This is a genomic window from Brevundimonas sp. Root1423 (assembly GCF_001426805.1).
The window spans coordinates 1-17,216 of sequence record NZ_LMFL01000033.1 but is presented as its reverse complement, the minus strand read 5'-3'; the positions used below and the strand labels follow the sequence as shown (position 1 = coordinate 17,216).

The following is a 17,216-nucleotide window of genomic DNA, read 5'->3' as shown; positions in this document are numbered from 1 at the left end:
GCGGCTGGTTGGCGACGACGCCGACGGTCTGGCCGTCGAGGCGGCCGAAGCCGGTGACGATGTTCTTCGCGAAGTCGGGGSCGATCTCGAAGAATTCGGCCTCGTCGACCGTCTTCAGGATCAGYTCCTTGATGTCATAGGGCTGGTTCGGATTGGCCGGGACGAGGGTGTCGAGGCTGGCCTCGTCGCGCTGGGGATCGTCGTAGGAGTCGCGGACGGGCGGCTTTTCGCGGTTCGACAGGGGCAGGAAGCCAATCAGGCGGCGGACCTCGCTGAGGGCCTCGAGATCGTTCTCGAAGGCGCCGTCGGCGACGCCGGACTTCTGCGAATGGACGCGGGCGCCGCCCAGGTCCTCGTGGGTCACCACCTCATTGGTGACCGTCTTCACCACATCGGGGCCGGTGACGTACATGTACGACGTGTCCTTCACCATGAAGATGAAGTCGGTGATGGCSGGGGAATAGACGTCGCCGCCGGCGCAGGGGCCCATGATGACGCTGATCTGGGGGATGACGCCCGAGGCCAGGGTGTTCTGCAGGAAGATGTCGGCATAGCCGGCGAGGGATTCGACCCCCTCCTGGATGCGGGCCCCGCCGGCGTCGAACAGGCCGATGATCGGGGCGCCGTTGGTCAGGGCCATGGTCTGGATCTTGACGATCTTGGCCGCGTGGGCGCCCGAGAGCGAGCCGCCGAAGACGGTGAAGTCCTTGGAGAAGACATAGACCAGACGGCCGCCGATGGTGCCGCGGCCGGTGACGACGCCGTCGCCGGGGATGCGCTGGGTCTCCATGCCGAAGTCATGCGAGCGGTGCTCSACGAACATGTCGGTYTCCTCGAASGAGCCCTCGTCCAGCAGSACGTCGATGCGYTCGCGGGCGGTCAGCTTGCCCTTGSCGTGCTGGCTGGCGATGCGTTTCTCGCCGCCGCCGAGGCGGGCGCCGGCGCGGCGCTGTTCCAGCTGTTCGAGGATGGTCTTCATGCGGCGTCTCCTTGAGCGCTGGCTTAAGGAGACGCGCGGACGAAGGAGACGCGCGGACGTCCAGATCGTGACTGGCCAGCTGGAAACCGGGCGTTTCTCGCCGCCGCCGAGGCGGGCGCCGGCGCGGCGCTGTTCCAGCTGTTCGAGGATGGTCTTCATGCGGCGTCTCCTTGAGCGCTGGCTTAAGGAGACGCGCTGGCGGTGGCAAGCGACGCTAGCCCGAGAAGCCCTCGCCCAGCGTCGGCGGCGCGGTCATGCCGGCCAGACGGGTCAGCTCCGCGACGTGAGCGGCGAAGGCGTCGCGGCCGGCGGGGGTGAAGGCGGCCCAGGTGCGCTGGCGGCCTCCGCTGGCGACCTTGCGCAGCTTGATATAGCCGGCGTCCTCGAGCTGTTTCAGATGTTTGGACAGGACCGAGTCGGACACGGCGATGGCGTCTCGGACCATGGCGAACTCGGCCTCGTCGGCGGCCGAGAGGATGGCGCAGATCTGGAGGCGGCCGGGCGCGTGGATGACCGGGTCGAACCGGGGCACGCCGCTCACGTTTTCGCACCCATTTCGGCGCGATAGACGCGACGCCAGATGCGGGAGCCGACCAGGGCCGCGACGAAGGCCGCGGCGCCGGCGAGGGCGGCGACGACCGCGACGTCGGTCTCCGGGGACTGGCGGCGGACGATGGTCACGCCGACGATGATGGCCGCGGCGGCCAGGCCGATGGCGATGGCGACCCATCGGGCGTGGCGCGGTGACACCCCGGTGATGCGCAGGCCGGTGCGGCGCGCCTCGTGCTGGAACAGCACGACCAGCGCCAGGACGCCAAGCGAACTGGCGGTCACGTTCCATGGGTTGTCGAAGGCCTGCCCCCCGACCATCACGGCCATGATGGCGGCATAGGTCAGATCATAGCGCCAGCCGCCGACGGCGACGCGGTCATGGACGGTCTTGCGGGAGCTGGCGATGGCGGCGAGCGCCTCGGCCGGCGTGGGGCCGGACTGCTGCGGGTGGTCGTCGGTCATTGGGCGTTCCTCACTTTCTGATCTGGAAAGTGAGTGTGATTTTCCAGATCGTCAAGTGATAACTTTCCGGCATGGAAAGTTATTCGAGGGCCCGGAACCACCGGTCCAGCAGGAGGGCTTCCGCGCGCCGGCCGGCGGTGCGTTCGGCGGCCTCGGCGTCGACGCCCCACTGGCGTTCCTGAAAGGCCTCGTCGAGCCGGCTGAGGTCGAAGGCCGCCTCCCCCGACAGGACGCCGCGCTGGACGGCGAGGCCGAGGACGGCGGACCCCAGCAGGGGCACGGCGGTCGCCAGACCGGTCAGGGCGAAATCGTCCAGCCGCAGGGCCAGATCACGCACGCGAGCGATAGCGGCGGGATCCTGGGGCCGGTGGATGATGCCCTCGGCGGGCTCCAGATGAACGCCGAGCTCGAGCGCCGCCCAGTCGCGCCAGGGCGTCCACTCGCGGGCCTGTTCGGCCGCCAGCGAGGTCGGATGGTCAGCGAGGTAGCAGAGCAGGTCCGAGCCGGCGAAGGCGGCGATCTCTTCGGCCACCGGTTCGCGGGCCTGGCTGACCCGGTCGATGGCGGTGGAGGCCAGACGGGTGGCGGGCATGGTGGCGGGGTCGATGAACTCGCCCTGGGCGGCCCATTCCTCGGCCACGAGGCGGGCGGCGGCTCCGGTGGGGAGGAGCAGCGGGGCGTGGGCCGGGGTTTTCGGCGTGCGGCCGTCGAGGGTGACCGCCCAGCCCCCTTCCCGCTCCGCCACATCGGCCGTGGTCCAGAAGCGTTTGAGGCGCTCTTCGGACTCGCGGAAACCCTTGCGGGCGGCGACATTCGGATCGAGGGGCGGGATGTGGCTCATGAAGATCTCAGGCGGCGCGGGTCAGGTCGGCGAAGCCGTCCAGCACCACGGTCAGTTCGGAGAAGGATCGGGCGACGTGGCGGGCCCCGGCGGCCTGCTGTTCCTCGACGGTGTGGAAGCCCCAGGCGACGCCCAGCGGCAGGACTCCGGCGTTGACCGCCATGGTGATGTCGTGGGCGGTGTCGCCGATCATCACGGTTTGCGAGGGTTCGGCGTCGCAGGCGGCCATGGCGGCGTGCAGCATGGCCGGATCGGGCTTGCCGGGCCCGTCCTCGGCGCAGTGGGACGAGAGGAACAGGTCGGCCCAGCCCTGGCGGGCCAGGTTGCGGGCCACGCCGCGGCGGTTCTGGCCCGTGGCCAGGGCGAGCCGCCAGCCGTCGCGGTGCAGCCGGCGCAGGGTGGTCATGGCTTCGGGATAGAGCGGCTCCTCGTGGCCCTCGGCGTACATGCGGTTGAAGCTGGCGCGGAAGCCGGCGACGAAGCGGGCCAGGGTTGGCGCATCGAGGCCCGGCTCCAGCACCGCCATGGCGTGCTCCAGAGACAGGCCGACGATCTGGCGGACGCGGTCGTAGTCGGGCTCGGGCAGGCCGATGTCGCGCGCGGCCTCGCAGGCGGCGCGATGGATCGAGGCGCGGCTGTCGACGAGGGTGCCGTCGATGTCGAAGACGGCCAGGGGCCGGGTCATCGCACCCCTCCCCGTGCATCGGAGTAAAAGGCGATCATCTCAGCCGCTTCACCCCTTCGAACGGATCGCTCTCGTTGCCCTCGGCCTCCTCGAAGCCGAAATGGGCGAAGCCGGCGCGCATCTCGGGCGACAGCGGCGCCTCGACCACCAGCATGCCGCCGCGCGGATGCTCCAGCTCGATGCGGCGGGCGTGCAACTGCAGCTTCAGCGGGCCTGACAGCTCCTTCGATTTCTCGTCGCCATATTTCGGATCGCCGAGGATCGGATGGCCGATGCCGGCCATGTGGGCGCGCAGCTGGTGGGTCCGGCCGGTGAAGGGCCGCAGCGCCATCCAGCTGGCCCGGTGAGCCGCGCGGCTGATGGTGGCGAAGGCGGTCTCGGCGGGTTCGGCCCGCGGGTCCTTGCGGTCGGCGGGACGCATCATCTCGAAGTCGTTGATGCCGGTCTTCTTCAGCGGCATGTCGATCTGGCCGGCCGAGGGCTTGGGGTTGCCGATGACGATGGCCCAGTAGGTCTTCTTCGCCTGCCGCCGCGCGAAGGCCCCGGCCAGCCGCTTGGCCGCCTCGGGGCCCTTGCCGAGCAGCAGCACGCCGGAGGTGTCGCGGTCGAGCCGGTGGACCAGACGCGGCCGGTCCATCCCCTCCCCCCAGGCCGACAGCAGCCGGTCGACGTGGCGGCTGGTCTTGGTGCCGCCCTGGACGGCGAGGCCGTGCGGCTTGTTGATGGCGATGACCATGTCGTCCTCATAGAGGACGAGGGATTTGGCGAACTTGATGTCCTGGGCGCTGAGGGTGTGGACGTCGCCGGCCTGGCGCGAGGTGTCGTCCGGGATCGGCGGCACGCGCACGGCGGCGCCGGCGGTCAGGCGGCCTTCCGGCTTGATGCGGGCGCCGTCGACGCGGATCTGGCCGCTGCGGGCCATCTTCTGCACCTGGATGTTGGACAGGTGCGGCCAGCGCCGGCGGAACCAGCGGTCAAGACGGATGCCGTCCTCGGCCTCGGCGACATAGAGGGTCTGGACCTCGCGTTTCGGGGCGGGTTCGGACTCTTGAATGGGTTCGTCGGTCAAAGGGCGGCTCCGAAGGCGCGGCGGGCGACCATCAGGCCGATGAAGAGGGCGAGCACCGAAAGCGCCACCGAGGCGGCCACGTAACCGCCCGCCATGGCCAATTGACGGCGCTCGATCATCAGGGCGGTTTCGAGCGAGAAGGCCGAGAAGGTGGTGAAGCCGCCCAGCACGCCGACGGCGGCGAACAGGCGCAGGCTCTCGCCGTGCACGCCGCCCCGGAAGGCCAGCCATCCGGCCAGCAGGCCCATCAGCAGGCCGCCCACGACGTTGGCCGTCAGGGTCGCCCACGGCCAGGCCGTCGCCGGCAGGAGGCGGCCGAGGCCGTAGCGGGCCACGGCGCCGAGGGCGCCTCCGGCTGCGACGATCAGGAAACGGGTCATGGCGGGGCTTATAGCGGACCCGCCGGGAAAGCGAAGGCGCGCCGCCTGACCGAAACTTCACTTGCCGAGGCGCAGGGTTAACGGTGATACCTGAGGCTACAGCGCCGCTTCGCGCTGTGAGGGAAGATCATCGCCCGGCGGCGGCGTTCCGCCATACTGCCGGGTTCAAGTTTCAGGGACCGCCGAAGCGTATGTCGCAGGACGATCACACACCCGGCTCGACGCCGCTGGACGGCGGCCACGGCGGTCAGGGCCATGACGCGCGGCTGCAGGCGGCGCCGAATCCGCCGCCTCCCGGAGCGGAAGACAGCGCCCATCGGGCCGTGCCGCCGCCGACGCCGGCCTCCCGCGGCGGGCCGCTGCGGTCGGCCGACGGCATCCTGCGCCCGATCCAGGACAGCGAGTATTTCGCCGCCACGCCCGAGGCCGAGGCGATCGTCTCGTCCCACATCGACGAGTATTTCAACCAGCCGCTGGACATCTTCCCCTTCTGGGAGACCGACGCCAAGCCGGACCGGTTCCACGTCCTGTTCAGCCGTCAGATCGAGGAACGGTTTCCGGTCGACCAGGACATCCGCAGCCGGATCCACAGCTATGGCCGGCGCGTCTTCCGGGCGCTGATCGTCCACGTGACGGTCAAGCGGCTGAGCCAGGCGGGGGCGCTGGCGGCCTTCGCCGCGCTGGCGATCCTCGGGCCCGGCCTGTTCGCCGGCTGGACCGGATCGGAGACCACGGGCCTGGCTCTGGCCGCGGGCGCCATGCTGGCGGTGCTGGGTCTCTACTGGGGCCTGCAGGCGGTGCTGTTCATCCAGTACCGGTTCCAGCTGGAGAACGACTCCTACGAACTGTCGCGCGAGATCGTTCAGAGGACACGCGAGCTGCAGAACCTGTTCACCTCGGCCCGGGCCATGGCCGACCAGGCCGAGACCCAGTTCCAGCAGGACGGCAAGGGCTGGGGCCAGCGCGCCATGTATCTGACCCGGCTGACCATGTGGCTGGGCGCGCGGATGGAATACCTCGAGAAGCACGTCCAGATGGAGTTGTGGCGCGTGCGCCGCGAACGCTACTGGATGCGCTGGGCCCAGCGGCTGATGACGCCGCTGGTGCTGATCGTCGGCCTGGCCGCCCTGGCGCTGGAGCCCGCGCCGGCCACCGGCGAGGCCGGTTTCCGCGCCCTGCAGGGACTGGCCGCCTTGCTGGGCCTGCTGGTCAGCTGGCTGTCCTATTTCCGCTGGCGCACGCCGGTGGCGGCGGTCCAGGACAAGCTGGGGGTCGACGGCTGGGTCCGCTACGCCTCGCTGGACGTCGACAACGCCGTCGCCGACCAGGTGCGGCGCGACAAGGAGCGGCTGGTCGAATACCGGGCGCTGACGCGCGGCGGGCGCTGATCGCCCGCATTTGACTCTCGTCAAGGACGCCTCGGTGGCGGCGGGACAGGGTCCCGTCCGCACCGGAGGCGGCTATGGATCTGTTCGGCGAACCACGGATGCGTCGGCGCCGGGCCAGGGCGCGCCGACGCGGCCTGCTCGTCATCGCCGGCGTGGCGGTCACCGCCGCCGTCGTGACTGCCGCCCTCGTTTTCCATCAGGACATGGACGAGGCCCGCGATCACGTGTCGGTGCGCAGCCGGGTGGTCGGCAGCCCGTGGGGAGAGATTGAATACGCCGACGTCCGCCCAGGCCCGCCGGTCCTGATGATCCACGAGCGGACGGCGGCCACCTGTGGATCGGCCACGATGCTGAACTGTGGCGCACCGTCGGCGCGTTCGTGAACGGCCTCTAGCCAGCCCTGAGGCGAGGCCGCAGGGCGTCCTGAACGCCGCGGGCGTCATAGGCGTCCGGGCGGTCGGGCTTCTGGCCGTTGCCCATGACGACCTCCAGCGTGGTCGAGGTCGCCGAGGGGCCGCTGAAATTCAGGCCCACGCCCACCCCGACGCCCGAGGCCGAGTAGTTGCCGTAGCGGCCGTCGTAGCGGCTGGAGCCGTAGCCGACGCCGACGCTGGGGCGCATGCCGCCGGCGCTGTCGGGCCGTCCGTCGATCCAGCGCTGGGTGACCTCGAACCAGTCATAGCCTTGCGAGGTCGTCAGCTCGGCCGCGCGCAGCAGGGCCATGTCGGCCACGGGACCCGCTGCGCCGACGCCGTTGTAGGTGACGCGGAAGCGGTTGGATTCGATGCGCTGCTCGGCATAGCCCTGCCCGCCCGGCGAAGTCTGGGCGCCGTAGGGGGCCAAGCTGGCGCAGGCCGACAGGGCGAGCCCGGCGGCGGCGATCAGGGGCAGGGCGAAGCGGGTCATGGCGGATCTCCGGGCGTGTGTGAATTAGCGCCGGGCGGTGTCGGAGGTTCCTGTGTCCGCCAGCCGATACGGAGGCGCCTAGAGCCCCGCCGCCGCCTTGAGGGCCTCGAAATCCGCGGGCGGGGGCGCCTCCACGGTGCGGTAGCCGCCTTCGGGATGGGGAAACACCAGTTTCGCGGCGTGCAGCATCAGCCGGGGCGCGGCGCGGCCGGCGAAGGTCAGGGCTCCGCCGTAACGGGCGTCTCCCGCCAGCGGGCGGCCGAGGGAGGCCATGTGGACGCGCAGCTGGTGCATGCGGCCCGTCGCCGGGTCCAGCTCGACCAGGGCCCCGTCCTCCGTGGCCGACAGGGTGCGGTAGCGGCTGAGGGCGGGCTGGGCGCCCGGCGTGTCGGGGGCGACCGCGCGCATATAGCTTTCGCGGCCGATCTCCTGACGCAACAGCGGCTTGTCGATGACGCCGGAGGTCGGCTCCGGCGCGGCGGAGACGAGGGCCAGATAGGTCTTCCTGAACCGCCGCGCCTGCAGGGCCTTGCCGAGGAAGCCGGCCGCCGGCCTGGTCTTCGCCGCGAGGATGACGCCGGAGGTGTCGCGGTCGAGCCGGTGCACCAGATCGGGCCGTTTGCCGTTGGATCGGGCGAAGGCCCACAGCAGGTCGTCCAGGGTATGGGCCTGGATGCGGCCGCCCTGGCTGGACAGGCCGGCGGGCTTGTTGAAGGCGATCACGGCCTCGTCCTCGTGGATGATCCACGAGCGGACGGCGGCGATGTCGGCGTCGGACAGGGAAACGGGGGAACGGTCGGTCACCGCGCCTGCATAGGCGAAAGACCGACCGTCCGTCAGCCCCTCACCGCAGCACGCCCTTCCTGCCCATGGTCCAGGCGTACCAGACGAAGAAGGCGCAGATCGCGCCCTTGGCGATCAGCATCGGCCACCAGGGCCCCATGGCCTGCATCCCGTTGGACAGGCCGATGGCGTAGATCGCGCCGGCCAGCCAGCCGAGGAAGGACACAACGAAGACCGGCGTGGCCCAGCTGCGCCGGAGCAGCAGCAGGACCCCGCCGAGCAGCCCGCCCCAGACAAGGATCGCCCAGGCGCCGTGCGTCCACGCGGGCATGGCGTGGAAATACGCCATCTGCAGCTCGGTCGGGTCCATATTGGCGAGCCAGGCGTCGCCCTGCACCTGGGTCATGGCGTAGTCGAGACAGCCGAGCCCGTTCCACAGCAGGGCGACGGCCCCGACGACCGGGAGATGCCAGGGCGCCGGGGAACGGCCGCTGCTCAACGCAGGACGCCCCTCTTGCCGAGCATCCAGGCGTACCAGATGAAGAAGACGCAGGCGCCGCCGATCACGATCTGCATCGGCCACATCGGTCCCATGGCCTCCATCCCGCCTGACAGGGCGAAGGCGTAGACCGCGCCCGCCAGCCAGCCGAGGAAGGAAATCACGAAGACCGGCGTCGCCCATTTGCGGCGCAGCAACAGCAGGATGGCGCCCAGCAGCCCGCCCCATACGCCGATGGCCCAGGCCCCGTGGGTCCAGGCCGGCATGGCGTTGAAATAGGCGATCTGCGCCTCGGTCATGCCCATCTGGGCGAACCATTCGTCCTGCCGCGTCTGGGTCATCACATAGTCGATGCAGCCGAAGCCGTTCCACAGGGCCGCGAGGATCCCGACGATCCACAGGTGCCACGGCGTGCGGACGCGTTCGGCCATGCCCATGCCGCTCATGCCAGCACCCCCTGCTTGCGCATGGTCCAGGCGTACCAGGCCAGGAAGGCGGCGATCAGGGTGATGACGTACGGCATCCAAGCCATCATCGCCAATTCGGGCGGCGGCGCCGGGGCCTTGTCGATGACAGCGCCGTACAGAAGGCTGACCGCCGCGCCGAGCAGCGACAGGGCGAAGGCGTGAACGGCGAAGCGGCTCCGCATCAACAGCAGGATCGAGCCCGCCACCGCGCCCCAGACGCCGAGGACCCAGGGAACGTACATCCAGGTCGGCATGGCGTTGTAATAGGCGATCATCGCGTCGGTCATGCCCGAGGCGCGCCAGTAGGTTTCGCGCTGCGTCAGGCTCATCACGAAGTCATAGGCGCCGAAGCCGTTCCACAGCAGCGAGAGCACGCCCACCGCCCAGAGATGCCACGGAACCGCGGCTCTTGTCGTATCGGTCATCATCCCCTCCCAAGGTTGATCGATGGCGGGAGGCTAACCCCAAAACCGGCGTTACGGCAACGCTAAGCGGCGCCGTCGTCGGTCATCGACGCCCGCATCGCGGCCCAGCGGTCGAGCCGCTCCTTCACCTTGGCCTCATGCCCCTCGCCCTTCGGCGCGTAGAAGACGCGGCGCTCCATGTCGTCGGGGAAGAAGTTGGCGCCGGAGAAGCCCTCGGGGGTCGAGGGGTCGTACTGGTAGCCCTTGCCGTAACCGAGCTGTTTCATCAGCTTCGTCGGGGCGTTGCGGATATGGGCGGGCGGCATGAGCGAGCCGGTCTCGGCCGCCGCCTTCTTCGCCGCCTTGAACGCCTCGTAGACGCCCACGGACTTGGGCGCGGTGGCCAGGTGGACCACGGCCTGGGCCAGGGCCAGCTCGCCCTCGGGGCTTCCGAGGAAGTCGTAGGTGTCCTTGGCCGCGTTGGCGACCAGCAGGGACAGGGGGTCGGCCTCGCCGATGTCCTCGACCGCCATGCGCACGATGCGGCGGGCCAGATAGAGCGGATCCTCGCCGCCGTTCAGCATCCGAGCCAGCCAGTAGAGGGCGGCGTCAGGGTCTGACCCTCGCACCGATTTATGCAGCGCAGATATGAGGTTGTAGTGTTCTTCTCTGCTCTTGTCGTAAGCGGGTGCGCGCTTCTGCAGGACGCCGGCCAGGGCCTGGACGTCCAGCGGATCGCTTGAGGTCAGGTCGAACAGAACCTCGGACATGGTCAGCAGATAGCGGCCGTCGCCGTCGGCCAGGGCCAGCAACGCCTGACGCGATTCCGGAGTCAGCGGGAGCGTCATCCCCTCCTGCGCCTCGGCCCGAATCAACAGTTGATCGAGGGCCGCATCATCCAGCCGTTTCAGCACATAGACCTGCGACCGCGACAGCAGGGCGCCGTTCAGTTCGAACGACGGGTTCTCGGTCGTGGCCCCGACGAGGGTGACGATCCCCTCCTCCACGAACGGCAGGAAGCCGTCCTGCTGGGCGCGGTTGAAGCGGTGGATCTCGTCGACGAACAGCAGGGTCGACTGTCCGGCGGCGCGCCGCATGCGGGCGGCCTCGAACGCCTTCTTGAGATCGGCGACGCCGGAGAAGACGGCGCTGATCTGCTGGAACTGATAGCCCGCCGCCTGGGCCAGCAGGCGGGCGATGGTGGTCTTGCCGGTGCCGGGCGGCCCCCACAGGATCATCGACCCCAGACGCCCGGCCTCGACCATGCGCCGGATCGGCCCGCCGGGTCCCAGCAGATGATCCTGGCCCACCACCTCGTCGAGCGTGCGGGGCCTCAGACGGTCGGCCAGGGGCGCGTCGGGGGGATGGATGCCGGAGGCTTCGAACAGGTCGGTCATGGACGCTCACAGATAGGCGTTCGCGGCGCGGTTTTCACGCGTTAGTATCGACATCCGAACCGAGGAGACCGCGCCATGACCGACCCCGAAGCGCAAGGCCCCGCAGCGGGCGTCACGCCGCACCTGACCATCCCGTCGCGCGGCGGCCAGGCGGCGATCGAATTCTACACCCGCGCCTTCGGGGCCGAGGAAGTGCGGCGGCACATGGCCGACGACGGCGAGCGGCTGATGCACGCCTATCTGATGATCAACGGCGGCGCCGTCATGCTCAACGACGAATTCCCCGAGTTCAACGGCGAGCAGGACATCGTGCCCAAGGGGGTGACCATCCATCTCCAGGTCGACGACGCCGACGAATGGTGGAACCGCGCCATCCTGGCCGGGGGCGTGCCCCTGTTCCCGATCGCGGACCAGTTCTGGGGCGACCGCTACGGCCAGTTGCGCGACCCGTTCGGCCACACCTGGTCGATCGGATCGCCGCTCCGGACCTAGGCGGCCGCGTCCTGGGCCGGGGCCCGGATCAGCGGATGACGCCGCTGATTCTCTGGCCGCGACGGTTGATGGTGAGTTCGGAGCCGCGGTCGACGTCGGCAAGTTGCTGAAGCGAGGTCACGGGCCGGCCGTTGACGGTCAGGATGATGTCCCCGCCCTGCAAGCCTATGCGGCTAGCGTAGCTGCCGCGCTGAACCCTTCCGACAATCACCCCGCCGGCGAATGGATCGCCGCCAAGGCTGTCGGCCAGCGCGGGGTTGAGGACCAACACCTGGGCGCCGCTAAGAACGCCGGAGCGGACGACCGTGGCCCGGTCGACGTTGGCGTCGCCCGGCAGGGGCTGGACCCGCGCGTTCAGCGTCTCGGTCCGGCCGTCGCGCAGCACCGAAACCTGCACCGTCTCGTTCGGCTCGCGCGTCCCGATGCGGAAATTGAGGCCGCCCTGGTCGTTGATCTCGGCCCCGTCGATGGCGGTGATGACGTCGCCTTCGCTCAGCCCTGCCCGGGCGCCCGGCCCGCCCGGGTAGACCTCGGTGATGACCAGACCCTGCGGGCGCTCGAGCCCGAGACTGCGGGCCACGTCGGCGCTGACCGCCTCGCCCTTCACCCCCAGCCACGGCCGGACGACGGTGGTGGCCCCGCCGACGGCGGAATCCACGACCCGGCGCACGGCGGCGGCCGGCACGGCGAAGCCGACGCCGGACGACGAGCCCGAGCGCGAGAAGATGGCGGTGTTGATGCCGATCAGGTCGCCGTCCATGTCGACCAGGGCCCCGCCCGAATTGCCCGGATTGATGGCGGCGTCGGTCTGGATGAAGGAACCGCTGTCGCTGATGCCCGTCTCGGTCCGGTTCAGGGCCGAGATGATGCCGTTGGTGACCGTCTGGCCGACGCCGAACGGGTTGCCGATGGCCAGCACCAGATCGCCGACCTGCTGTTCCTCGCGGTCGTCGATGTTGAGCGTCGGCAGGCGCTCGTTGACGCCTTCCAGCTGCAGGACGGCGATGTCCGAGCGTTCGTCGGCGAGGACGATGCGGGCGTCGAACTCGCGCCGGTCGTTCAGCACGACCTTGATCTGCTGCATGCCGTTGATGACGTGATAGTTGGTCACCACCACGCCGTTGGGGCGGACGATGACGCCGGATCCGACCGAGCCGGTCTGGCGCTGACCGGGAATGCCGAAGAAGGGATCGCGGACCACCTGGACCCCGCGCGCCGCGATGTTGACGACGGCGGGGGCGGCCTGTCGCACGACCGGCGAGAAGCTGGCCTTCATCGCCTGGTCGCCGCCCGGCACGACCCGGTTGTCCGCGAAGACCCCGTCCTGGGCCCGGGTATCGTCGGACCGGCCGCAGGCGGCGAGCAGCAGGGCGGCGGCGATGGCGAGCGTACGCGTCTTCATGGTCATCCGGTTCAGTCAGAAAGGCACAAGCGCCGCCATTCCGCACCGGCTTTTGGACCGGATCAAGGCGTCGGCGGGGCCTCAACGGCTCCGGCGTCGCGGCGTTCCTGCCCGCGCCCCACGAGCCAGCCGATGACCGCCGCCAGCAGCAGGACGACGGCGGCCAGATAGAAGGCCAGGCCCGGCATCTGGATGACCGCGTGCTCGCCGACCGACAGCGAATAGACCCAGCCGAAGAACAGCGGCGACATCACACCGGCGATCGAGGCGACGCTCATGTTGGCGCCCTGCAGCTGGCCCTGTTCGTCCTCGCCGACGCGGCGGGTCATCAGGGCTTGCAGGGTCGGCATGGCCAGACCCCACAGGGCGTTGGGCAGCATGGCGAGGACGAACATCAGGCCGTCGGGCGCCCAGCCCATGGCCGCGATCCCGACCGTGCCGCCGACCAGACCCAGCACCATGGTCGCCCGGTCGCCCAGCCGCTTGACGACCGGCCCCACCAGACCGCCCTGCACCACCATGTCCAGCACGCCGACGAGGGCCAGCAGCAGGCCGACCTCGCGCGGGCCCCAGCCGTAACGCCAGGCGGCGTAGAGCACGAACACCGCCGAAAAGACGTGGTGGGCGAAATAGAGCAGGAAGTTCACGACGGCCAGGCCGCTGAGCTCCGGGTGGCGGCGCAGCAGGATCAGGGACCCCAACGGATTGGCCCGCTTCCAGCTGAAATCCATCCGCTTCTCGACCGGCAGGCTCTCCGGCAGAACCAGAAGGCCGTAGAGGAAGGCCAGGGTCGACAGGCCGGCGGCGAACCAGAAGGGCACGCGCGGGCCGAACCCGCCGAGGAAGCCGCCCAGCACCGGGCCCAGCACGAATCCGAACGAAAAGGCGGCGCCGATCAGGCCATAGGCCTTGGCCCGTTTCTCGGGCGCGGTGATGTCGGCCATATAGGCGTAGACCGTCGTGAAGCTGGACGAGGTGATCCCGGCGATGATCCGCCCCAGCGCCAGCCACCACAGGTCCGGCGCGACGGCCATCAACACATAGTCCAGCGCCAGCCCCGCGCAGCTGATCAGGATGACCGGGCGGCGTCCGTACTTGTCCGACAGCGAGCCGATGATCGGCGAGCAGACGAACTGCATCAGCGCCCACAGCGCCACGAAGACGCCGTTGATCACCCCGGCCCGGGCGTTGGAGCCGACGAAGTCCTCGATCAGGCGGGGCAGCACCGGGATGATGATGCCCATGGCCACGATATCGAGCACCGCCGTCACGAAGATGAAGGCGAGCGCGGCGCGGTGGGTGCGGAGGCGGTTGAGGGCTGACATGGGCGGGCTTCGTGGAGGGACGCGCCTTCTAGCCGACCCGGGCGCGCCCGTCAGCCCTGTGGTACCCTTGGGGCGGAGGCCCTCATGACCAACTTCCTTCAGGTGACGCCCTTCCTGCACGTCGCGGACCTGCAGAAGGCGCTCGACTTCTTCACGGACATCCTTGGTTTCAGCGTGCCCTTCCGGAAGGACGGATACGCCTACATCCACCGCGAGACGGTCGGGTTCCGGCTGCTTCAGGCCGAAGATGGCGAGCTCACGCCGGGCCATCGCCGCTTCGCCTACTACATCGACGTGCGCGACGTGGACGCCCTGTACGCGGAGCTGAAGCCGAAACTGGACACCCTGCCCTCCCGCGACGTCCACGGGCCGGCGGACAAGCCCTACGGCCAGAGGGAGCTGCTGGTGCTGGCGCCGGACGGCGAGCTGATCGCCTTCGGCATGGCCATGCCGCAAGCCGAGGTTGCGAAACCTTAATCCCGGGACGTCTTGCGCGAAACGACGGCGCAAGGCCAAGCTGCCGCCATGACAACCGTGATAGAAGCCCGGGGCCTGACCAAGACCTACGGAACCGTGCGCGCCCTCGACGGGCTGCACCTGACCATCCCCCGGGGCGGCGTATACGGCGTGCTGGGGCCGAACGGGGCCGGCAAGTCGACCCTGTTCCGCATCCTTCTGGGCCTGATCCGGCCGACGGAGGGCTCGGCGACGGTGATGGGCGGACCCGTGGGCCAGGTCGCCTCGATGCGCCGCATGGGCTCGATGATCGAGACCCCGCGCTTCCCGCCCTATATGACCGCGCGCCAGGTGCTGCGCTGGCTGGCGCTGGAGCACGGCGTCGGGGCCGAGGTCGATATTCCGAACTGGCTGGAGCGCGTCGGCCTGACCGAGGCGGCCGACCGCAAGGTCAAGGGCTTCTCGGTCGGCATGCTGCAGCGGCTGGGCGTCGCCGCGGCGCTGATGAGCAAGCCCGAACTGGTCATTCTGGACGAGCCGACCAGCGGCATGGATCCCCCCGGGATCCAGGAGATGCGGGCCCTGATCCGCTCCCTGGCCGACCACGACGGCGTCACCGTCGTCCTGGCCAGCCACCAGCTTCAGGAGGTGCAGCGCATCTGCGACCGCGTGGCCATCCTGCACCGGGGCCGGCTGGTGCGCGAAGGCGCGGTCAGCGAGCTGACGGCGTCCGGCGAGCAGCTGCGCCTGTCGGTGACCGCGGCGGACCGGGTCATCGCCATCCTCGGATCCCGCGGTGTGCGCGACGGGGCCGGCGTCCTGGCCAATGTGCCGCGCGCCGAAGGGCCCGCGCTGATCCGCGCCCTCGTCGAGGCGGGGATCGAGATCGACGAGGCCCGCTGGGTCGGCGCCGATCTGGAAAGCGTCTTCTTCACCGAAACAGGCTCCATCCGCGCGCCGGAGACACCCCATGCTGGCTGATGCAATCCGGGCCGAGGCCTATCGATTCTCGCTCAACCGGCTGCAGGTGTTCGTCAGCGTCGTGCTGACGCCGCTGCTGTTCGCCGTCGGCGGCGTCTTCTTCCACCTGGTCAGCAAGTCCAAGGGCGACGAGGCCGCCGGGAACATCGGCCTGACCCTCCCCCCGTCGGTCGAGCCGCTCAATCTCGCGGAGGCCTTCTCGTTCGCGGCCTCGGCCAGCGCCAACGGCGTGATACTGATCTGCATGCTGATCGGCGCGGCGACGATCTATGCGGGCGACTACCGCTGGGAGTCGTGGCGGCTGATCAGCGCGCGCAATGACCGGGTCTCGCTGATCCTCGCTAAGGTCGGGCTGGTCAAGATGCTGGCCATCGCCGTGAGCCTGCTGTTCCTGGCGGCCACCTTCGTCTTCCTGATCGCCGAGGCGGTGATCTACCAGCGCGACCTGAGCTTCGCGATGGACGGCGCCGAGGCCGGGCGCGCGGCCCTGGTCGGGCTGTTGTCCTATGTCCGCATCGTCCAGTTCACGATGATCGCCCTGCTGACGGCGGTCATGACGCGGTCGCTGCTGGCCGCCCTGTTCGTGCCCTGGGCCCTCGGCTTCGTGCAGGGAATCGCCGGCACGGCCATGCCGCTGCTGGGATGGGAGCCGCAGATGTGGTTGCCGCAGCTGCTGCTGCCCGGCTTGGCCTATGACACGCTGAAGGCGGCGGTCGCGCCCGGAGCCCTGCCCGCGCCCTATACCGACGGGACGGTGTGGCGCTCCCTCACCGGGCTCGGACTCTGGACGGTCCTGCCCCTGGTCGGGGCGCTGGCGTGGTTCAAACGGCAGGATCTGTCGAAGGAGTAGCGCTCACAACCGCTTCTCCATCCACACGTCGCAGCGCGCATACGGCGTCGGCTGCGGCGGCAGATCGACGAAGCCGAAGCGGCGGTACAGGGCGATGGCGTGGGTCTGGGCCCTGTTGGTCTCCAGATACAGGCGATGGCCGCCCGCCGCCCGCGCCGCCGCCTCGCAGGCCTCCAGCAGCCGCCAGCCGAGGTTCAGACCGCGCGCGCCATCCGCGACCGCCATCTTGCCGACCTCATAGCCGCCGTCGGCCATGGCCATCAGCGAGCAGCAGCCGACCGGTTGGCCCTCGCGCTCGGCGATGAAGACGTGGCCGCCCTTGTCGAGGATCGACCCCTGCGGATCGCCCAGCACCAGCTGGTCCTTGGGTTCGAGCGCATAGCCCCCGGCGACCAGCCAGTCCTCGTTCAGCGCGCGCCAGGCCGCGGCGTGGTCGGGTCTGTAGGAAACGATCTCAACGACGGTCGGCATGGAGCCCTCCAAGGGTCTGTCTGGGGTGCTTTCAGGCATTAAAAAGGGCGGCCGGTTCGCACCGGCCGCCCCTTTGTCGTGGCCCCAACGGCCGAAGCTTACGCCTCGTCGTCGCCCTCGATGGCGTAGACCGGRCCCGAGTCCAGGCCCTTGGCGTCGGCGTCGCGATCGACGAACTCGATCACGGCCATSGCGGCGTTGTCGCCGTGRCGRTAGCCGGCCTTCATGATGCGGATRTAGCCGCCGTTRCGTTCGGCGTAGCGCGGGCCGATCGTCTCGAACAGCTTGCCGACCTGCGGAACGTCRCGGACCTGGCTGATGGCCTGACGGCGTGCGTGCAGRTCGCCCTTCTTGGCGAGCGTGACCAGCTTCTCGAYCTTCCGATCCGAGCGCGACAGGGCATAGAAGACGACAGGGCATAGAAGAC

General features: G+C 69.7%; 23 protein-coding genes. 6 read left to right on the top strand and 17 right to left on the bottom strand.

Going from position 1 to position 17,216, the window contains the following annotated elements:
- The 7 genes from ASD25_RS32175 to crcB all read right to left on the bottom strand — a co-directional run.
- The coding region (locus tag ASD25_RS32175; protein ID WP_369816627.1) for an acyl-CoA carboxylase subunit beta at positions 1-979 on the bottom strand (979 nt) is incomplete at its 3' end.
- Positions 980-1,193: 214 nt separating this feature from the next.
- Entirely contained in the window at positions 1,194-1,520 is a 327-nt protein-coding gene (locus ASD25_RS32170) for a transcriptional regulator (protein WP_055832224.1), read from the bottom strand.
- Positions 1,517-1,993: a hypothetical protein gene (locus tag ASD25_RS32165; RefSeq protein ID WP_055832222.1), complete on the bottom strand. Its 477-nt coding sequence runs from the start codon at positions 1,991-1,993 to the stop codon at positions 1,517-1,519. The genes ASD25_RS32170 and ASD25_RS32165 overlap by 4 nt, the downstream gene beginning before the upstream one ends.
- A 79-nt stretch (positions 1,994-2,072) precedes the next feature.
- Positions 2,073-2,834 (bottom strand): ATP12 family chaperone protein, encoded by a 762-nt coding sequence (locus ASD25_RS18345; RefSeq protein WP_055832219.1) that lies wholly within the window; start codon positions 2,832-2,834, stop codon positions 2,073-2,075.
- 7 nt (positions 2,835-2,841) lie between these two features.
- Positions 2,842-3,519 carry an HAD-IA family hydrolase gene (locus ASD25_RS18340; RefSeq protein WP_055832217.1) on the bottom strand — a complete coding sequence of 226 codons (678 nt, stop codon included), beginning with the start codon at positions 3,517-3,519 and terminating at the stop codon, positions 2,842-2,844.
- Between the two features lie 34 nt (positions 3,520-3,553).
- Positions 3,554-4,588: an RluA family pseudouridine synthase gene (locus ASD25_RS18335; protein WP_055832215.1), complete on the bottom strand. Its 1,035-nt coding sequence runs from the start codon at positions 4,586-4,588 to the stop codon at positions 3,554-3,556.
- The gene (gene crcB / locus ASD25_RS18330; RefSeq protein ID WP_055832213.1) at positions 4,585-4,968 is read right to left on the bottom strand and encodes a fluoride efflux transporter CrcB; all 384 of its coding nucleotides are present in this window, start codon (positions 4,966-4,968) and stop codon (positions 4,585-4,587) included. Before crcB ends, ASD25_RS18335 begins: the two co-directional genes overlap by 4 nt.
- Before the next feature lie 191 nt (positions 4,969-5,159).
- Here crcB and ASD25_RS18325 point away from each other — a divergent pair, with 191 nt between their 5' ends.
- Together ASD25_RS18325 and ASD25_RS18320 are read left to right on the top strand one after the other, a co-directional pair.
- Positions 5,160-6,356, top strand: coding sequence for a hypothetical protein (locus ASD25_RS18325; protein WP_200943665.1), 1,197 nt, complete (start codon positions 5,160-5,162; stop codon positions 6,354-6,356).
- Positions 6,357-6,430: 74 nt separating this feature from the next.
- The gene (locus tag ASD25_RS18320; protein ID WP_055832211.1) at positions 6,431-6,739 is read left to right on the top strand and encodes a hypothetical protein; all 309 of its coding nucleotides are present in this window, start codon (positions 6,431-6,433) and stop codon (positions 6,737-6,739) included.
- Positions 6,740-6,746: 7 nt separating this feature from the next.
- Here ASD25_RS18320 and ASD25_RS18315 read toward each other — a convergent pair whose 3' ends face one another.
- The 6 genes from ASD25_RS18315 to ASD25_RS18290 all read right to left on the bottom strand — a co-directional run bounded on the left by ASD25_RS18315 (position 6,747) and on the right by ASD25_RS18290 (position 10,812).
- Complete coding sequence (locus tag ASD25_RS18315) at positions 6,747-7,262, bottom strand: hypothetical protein (RefSeq protein ID WP_055832209.1); 516 nt, start codon at positions 7,260-7,262, stop codon at positions 6,747-6,749.
- Positions 7,263-7,340: 78 nt separating this feature from the next.
- Entirely contained in the window at positions 7,341-8,066 is a 726-nt protein-coding gene (locus ASD25_RS18310; RefSeq protein WP_055832206.1) for an RluA family pseudouridine synthase, read from the bottom strand.
- A gap of 40 nt (positions 8,067-8,106) precedes the next feature.
- Positions 8,107-8,544 carry a hypothetical protein gene (locus tag ASD25_RS18305; RefSeq protein WP_055832204.1) on the bottom strand — a complete coding sequence of 146 codons (438 nt, stop codon included), beginning with the start codon at positions 8,542-8,544 and terminating at the stop codon, positions 8,107-8,109.
- On the bottom strand, positions 8,541-8,990 hold the full coding sequence (locus tag ASD25_RS18300; RefSeq protein WP_055832202.1) for a hypothetical protein: 450 nt from the start codon (positions 8,988-8,990) through the stop codon (positions 8,541-8,543). The genes ASD25_RS18305 and ASD25_RS18300 overlap by 4 nt, the downstream gene beginning before the upstream one ends.
- The gene (locus tag ASD25_RS18295; RefSeq protein ID WP_156377028.1) at positions 8,987-9,436 is read right to left on the bottom strand and encodes a hypothetical protein; all 450 of its coding nucleotides are present in this window, start codon (positions 9,434-9,436) and stop codon (positions 8,987-8,989) included. Before ASD25_RS18295 ends, ASD25_RS18300 begins: the two co-directional genes overlap by 4 nt.
- Before the next feature lie 62 nt (positions 9,437-9,498).
- Entirely contained in the window at positions 9,499-10,812 is a 1,314-nt protein-coding gene (locus ASD25_RS18290; protein ID WP_055832198.1) for a replication-associated recombination protein A, read from the bottom strand.
- Positions 10,813-10,887: 75 nt separating this feature from the next.
- Between ASD25_RS18290 and ASD25_RS18285 the strand changes: the two genes are divergently transcribed.
- A complete protein-coding gene (locus ASD25_RS18285) occupies positions 10,888-11,304 on the top strand; it encodes a VOC family protein (protein WP_055832196.1) in 417 nt (138 codons plus the stop codon).
- 28 nt (positions 11,305-11,332) lie between these two features.
- Here ASD25_RS18285 and ASD25_RS18280 read toward each other — a convergent pair whose 3' ends face one another.
- Complete coding sequence (locus tag ASD25_RS18280) at positions 11,333-12,706, bottom strand: trypsin-like peptidase domain-containing protein (RefSeq protein ID WP_055832322.1); 1,374 nt, start codon at positions 12,704-12,706, stop codon at positions 11,333-11,335.
- Between the two features lie 62 nt (positions 12,707-12,768).
- Entirely contained in the window at positions 12,769-14,031 is a 1,263-nt protein-coding gene (locus ASD25_RS18275) for a TCR/Tet family MFS transporter (RefSeq protein ID WP_055832193.1), read from the bottom strand.
- A gap of 84 nt (positions 14,032-14,115) precedes the next feature.
- Here ASD25_RS18275 and ASD25_RS18270 point away from each other — a divergent pair, with 84 nt between their 5' ends.
- Genes ASD25_RS18270 through ASD25_RS18260 form a run of 3 tightly spaced genes read left to right on the top strand, consistent with a single transcriptional unit; the run spans position 14,116 to position 16,318 of the window.
- Positions 14,116-14,508, top strand: coding sequence for a VOC family protein (locus ASD25_RS18270; protein WP_055832191.1), 393 nt, complete (start codon positions 14,116-14,118; stop codon positions 14,506-14,508).
- A gap of 48 nt (positions 14,509-14,556) precedes the next feature.
- Positions 14,557-15,468 (top strand): ABC transporter ATP-binding protein, encoded by a 912-nt coding sequence (locus ASD25_RS18265; protein ID WP_055832189.1) that lies wholly within the window; start codon positions 14,557-14,559, stop codon positions 15,466-15,468.
- Complete coding sequence (locus ASD25_RS18260; protein ID WP_055832188.1) at positions 15,458-16,318, top strand: hypothetical protein; 861 nt, start codon at positions 15,458-15,460, stop codon at positions 16,316-16,318. The genes ASD25_RS18265 and ASD25_RS18260 overlap by 11 nt, the downstream gene beginning before the upstream one ends.
- 3 nt (positions 16,319-16,321) lie before the next feature.
- Here ASD25_RS18260 and ASD25_RS18255 read toward each other — a convergent pair whose 3' ends face one another.
- Entirely contained in the window at positions 16,322-16,789 is a 468-nt protein-coding gene (locus ASD25_RS18255; RefSeq protein ID WP_055832185.1) for a GNAT family N-acetyltransferase, read from the bottom strand.
- Between the two features lie 98 nt (positions 16,790-16,887).
- The coding region (rplQ, locus tag ASD25_RS18250) for a 50S ribosomal protein L17 (RefSeq protein ID WP_056619327.1) at positions 16,888-17,216 on the bottom strand (329 nt) is incomplete at its 5' end.

Bases quoted from the DNA above. Each gene is read 5' to 3' on its own strand.
- ASD25_RS32165 (WP_055832222.1), bottom strand. From the start codon at position 1,993: ATGACCGACGACCACCCGCAGCAGTCCGGCCCCACGCCGGCCGAGGCG.
- ASD25_RS18345 (WP_055832219.1), bottom strand. From the start codon at position 2,834: ATGAGCCACATCCCGCCCCTCGATCCGAATGTCGCCGCCCGCAAGGGT.
- ASD25_RS18340 (WP_055832217.1), bottom strand. From the start codon at position 3,519: ATGACCCGGCCCCTGGCCGTCTTCGACATCGACGGCACCCTCGTCGAC.
- crcB (WP_055832213.1), bottom strand. From the start codon at position 4,968: ATGACCCGTTTCCTGATCGTCGCAGCCGGAGGCGCCCTCGGCGCCGTG.
- ASD25_RS18325 (WP_200943665.1), top strand. From the start codon at position 5,160: ATGTCGCAGGACGATCACACACCCGGCTCGACGCCGCTGGACGGCGGC.
- ASD25_RS18320 (WP_055832211.1), top strand. From the start codon at position 6,431: ATGGATCTGTTCGGCGAACCACGGATGCGTCGGCGCCGGGCCAGGGCG.
- ASD25_RS18315 (WP_055832209.1), bottom strand. From the start codon at position 7,262: ATGACCCGCTTCGCCCTGCCCCTGATCGCCGCCGCCGGGCTCGCCCTG.
- ASD25_RS18300 (WP_055832202.1), bottom strand. From the start codon at position 8,990: ATGAGCGGCATGGGCATGGCCGAACGCGTCCGCACGCCGTGGCACCTG.
- ASD25_RS18295 (WP_156377028.1), bottom strand. From the start codon at position 9,436: ATGACCGATACGACAAGAGCCGCGGTTCCGTGGCATCTCTGGGCGGTG.
- ASD25_RS18290 (WP_055832198.1), bottom strand. From the start codon at position 10,812: ATGACCGACCTGTTCGAAGCCTCCGGCATCCATCCCCCCGACGCGCCC.
- ASD25_RS18285 (WP_055832196.1), top strand. From the start codon at position 10,888: ATGACCGACCCCGAAGCGCAAGGCCCCGCAGCGGGCGTCACGCCGCAC.
- ASD25_RS18280 (WP_055832322.1), bottom strand. From the start codon at position 12,706: ATGAAGACGCGTACGCTCGCCATCGCCGCCGCCCTGCTGCTCGCCGCC.
- ASD25_RS18275 (WP_055832193.1), bottom strand. From the start codon at position 14,031: ATGTCAGCCCTCAACCGCCTCCGCACCCACCGCGCCGCGCTCGCCTTC.
- ASD25_RS18270 (WP_055832191.1), top strand. From the start codon at position 14,116: ATGACCAACTTCCTTCAGGTGACGCCCTTCCTGCACGTCGCGGACCTG.
- ASD25_RS18265 (WP_055832189.1), top strand. From the start codon at position 14,557: ATGACAACCGTGATAGAAGCCCGGGGCCTGACCAAGACCTACGGAACC.
- ASD25_RS18260 (WP_055832188.1), top strand. From the start codon at position 15,458: ATGCTGGCTGATGCAATCCGGGCCGAGGCCTATCGATTCTCGCTCAAC.
- ASD25_RS18255 (WP_055832185.1), bottom strand. From the start codon at position 16,789: ATGCCGACCGTCGTTGAGATCGTTTCCTACAGACCCGACCACGCCGCG.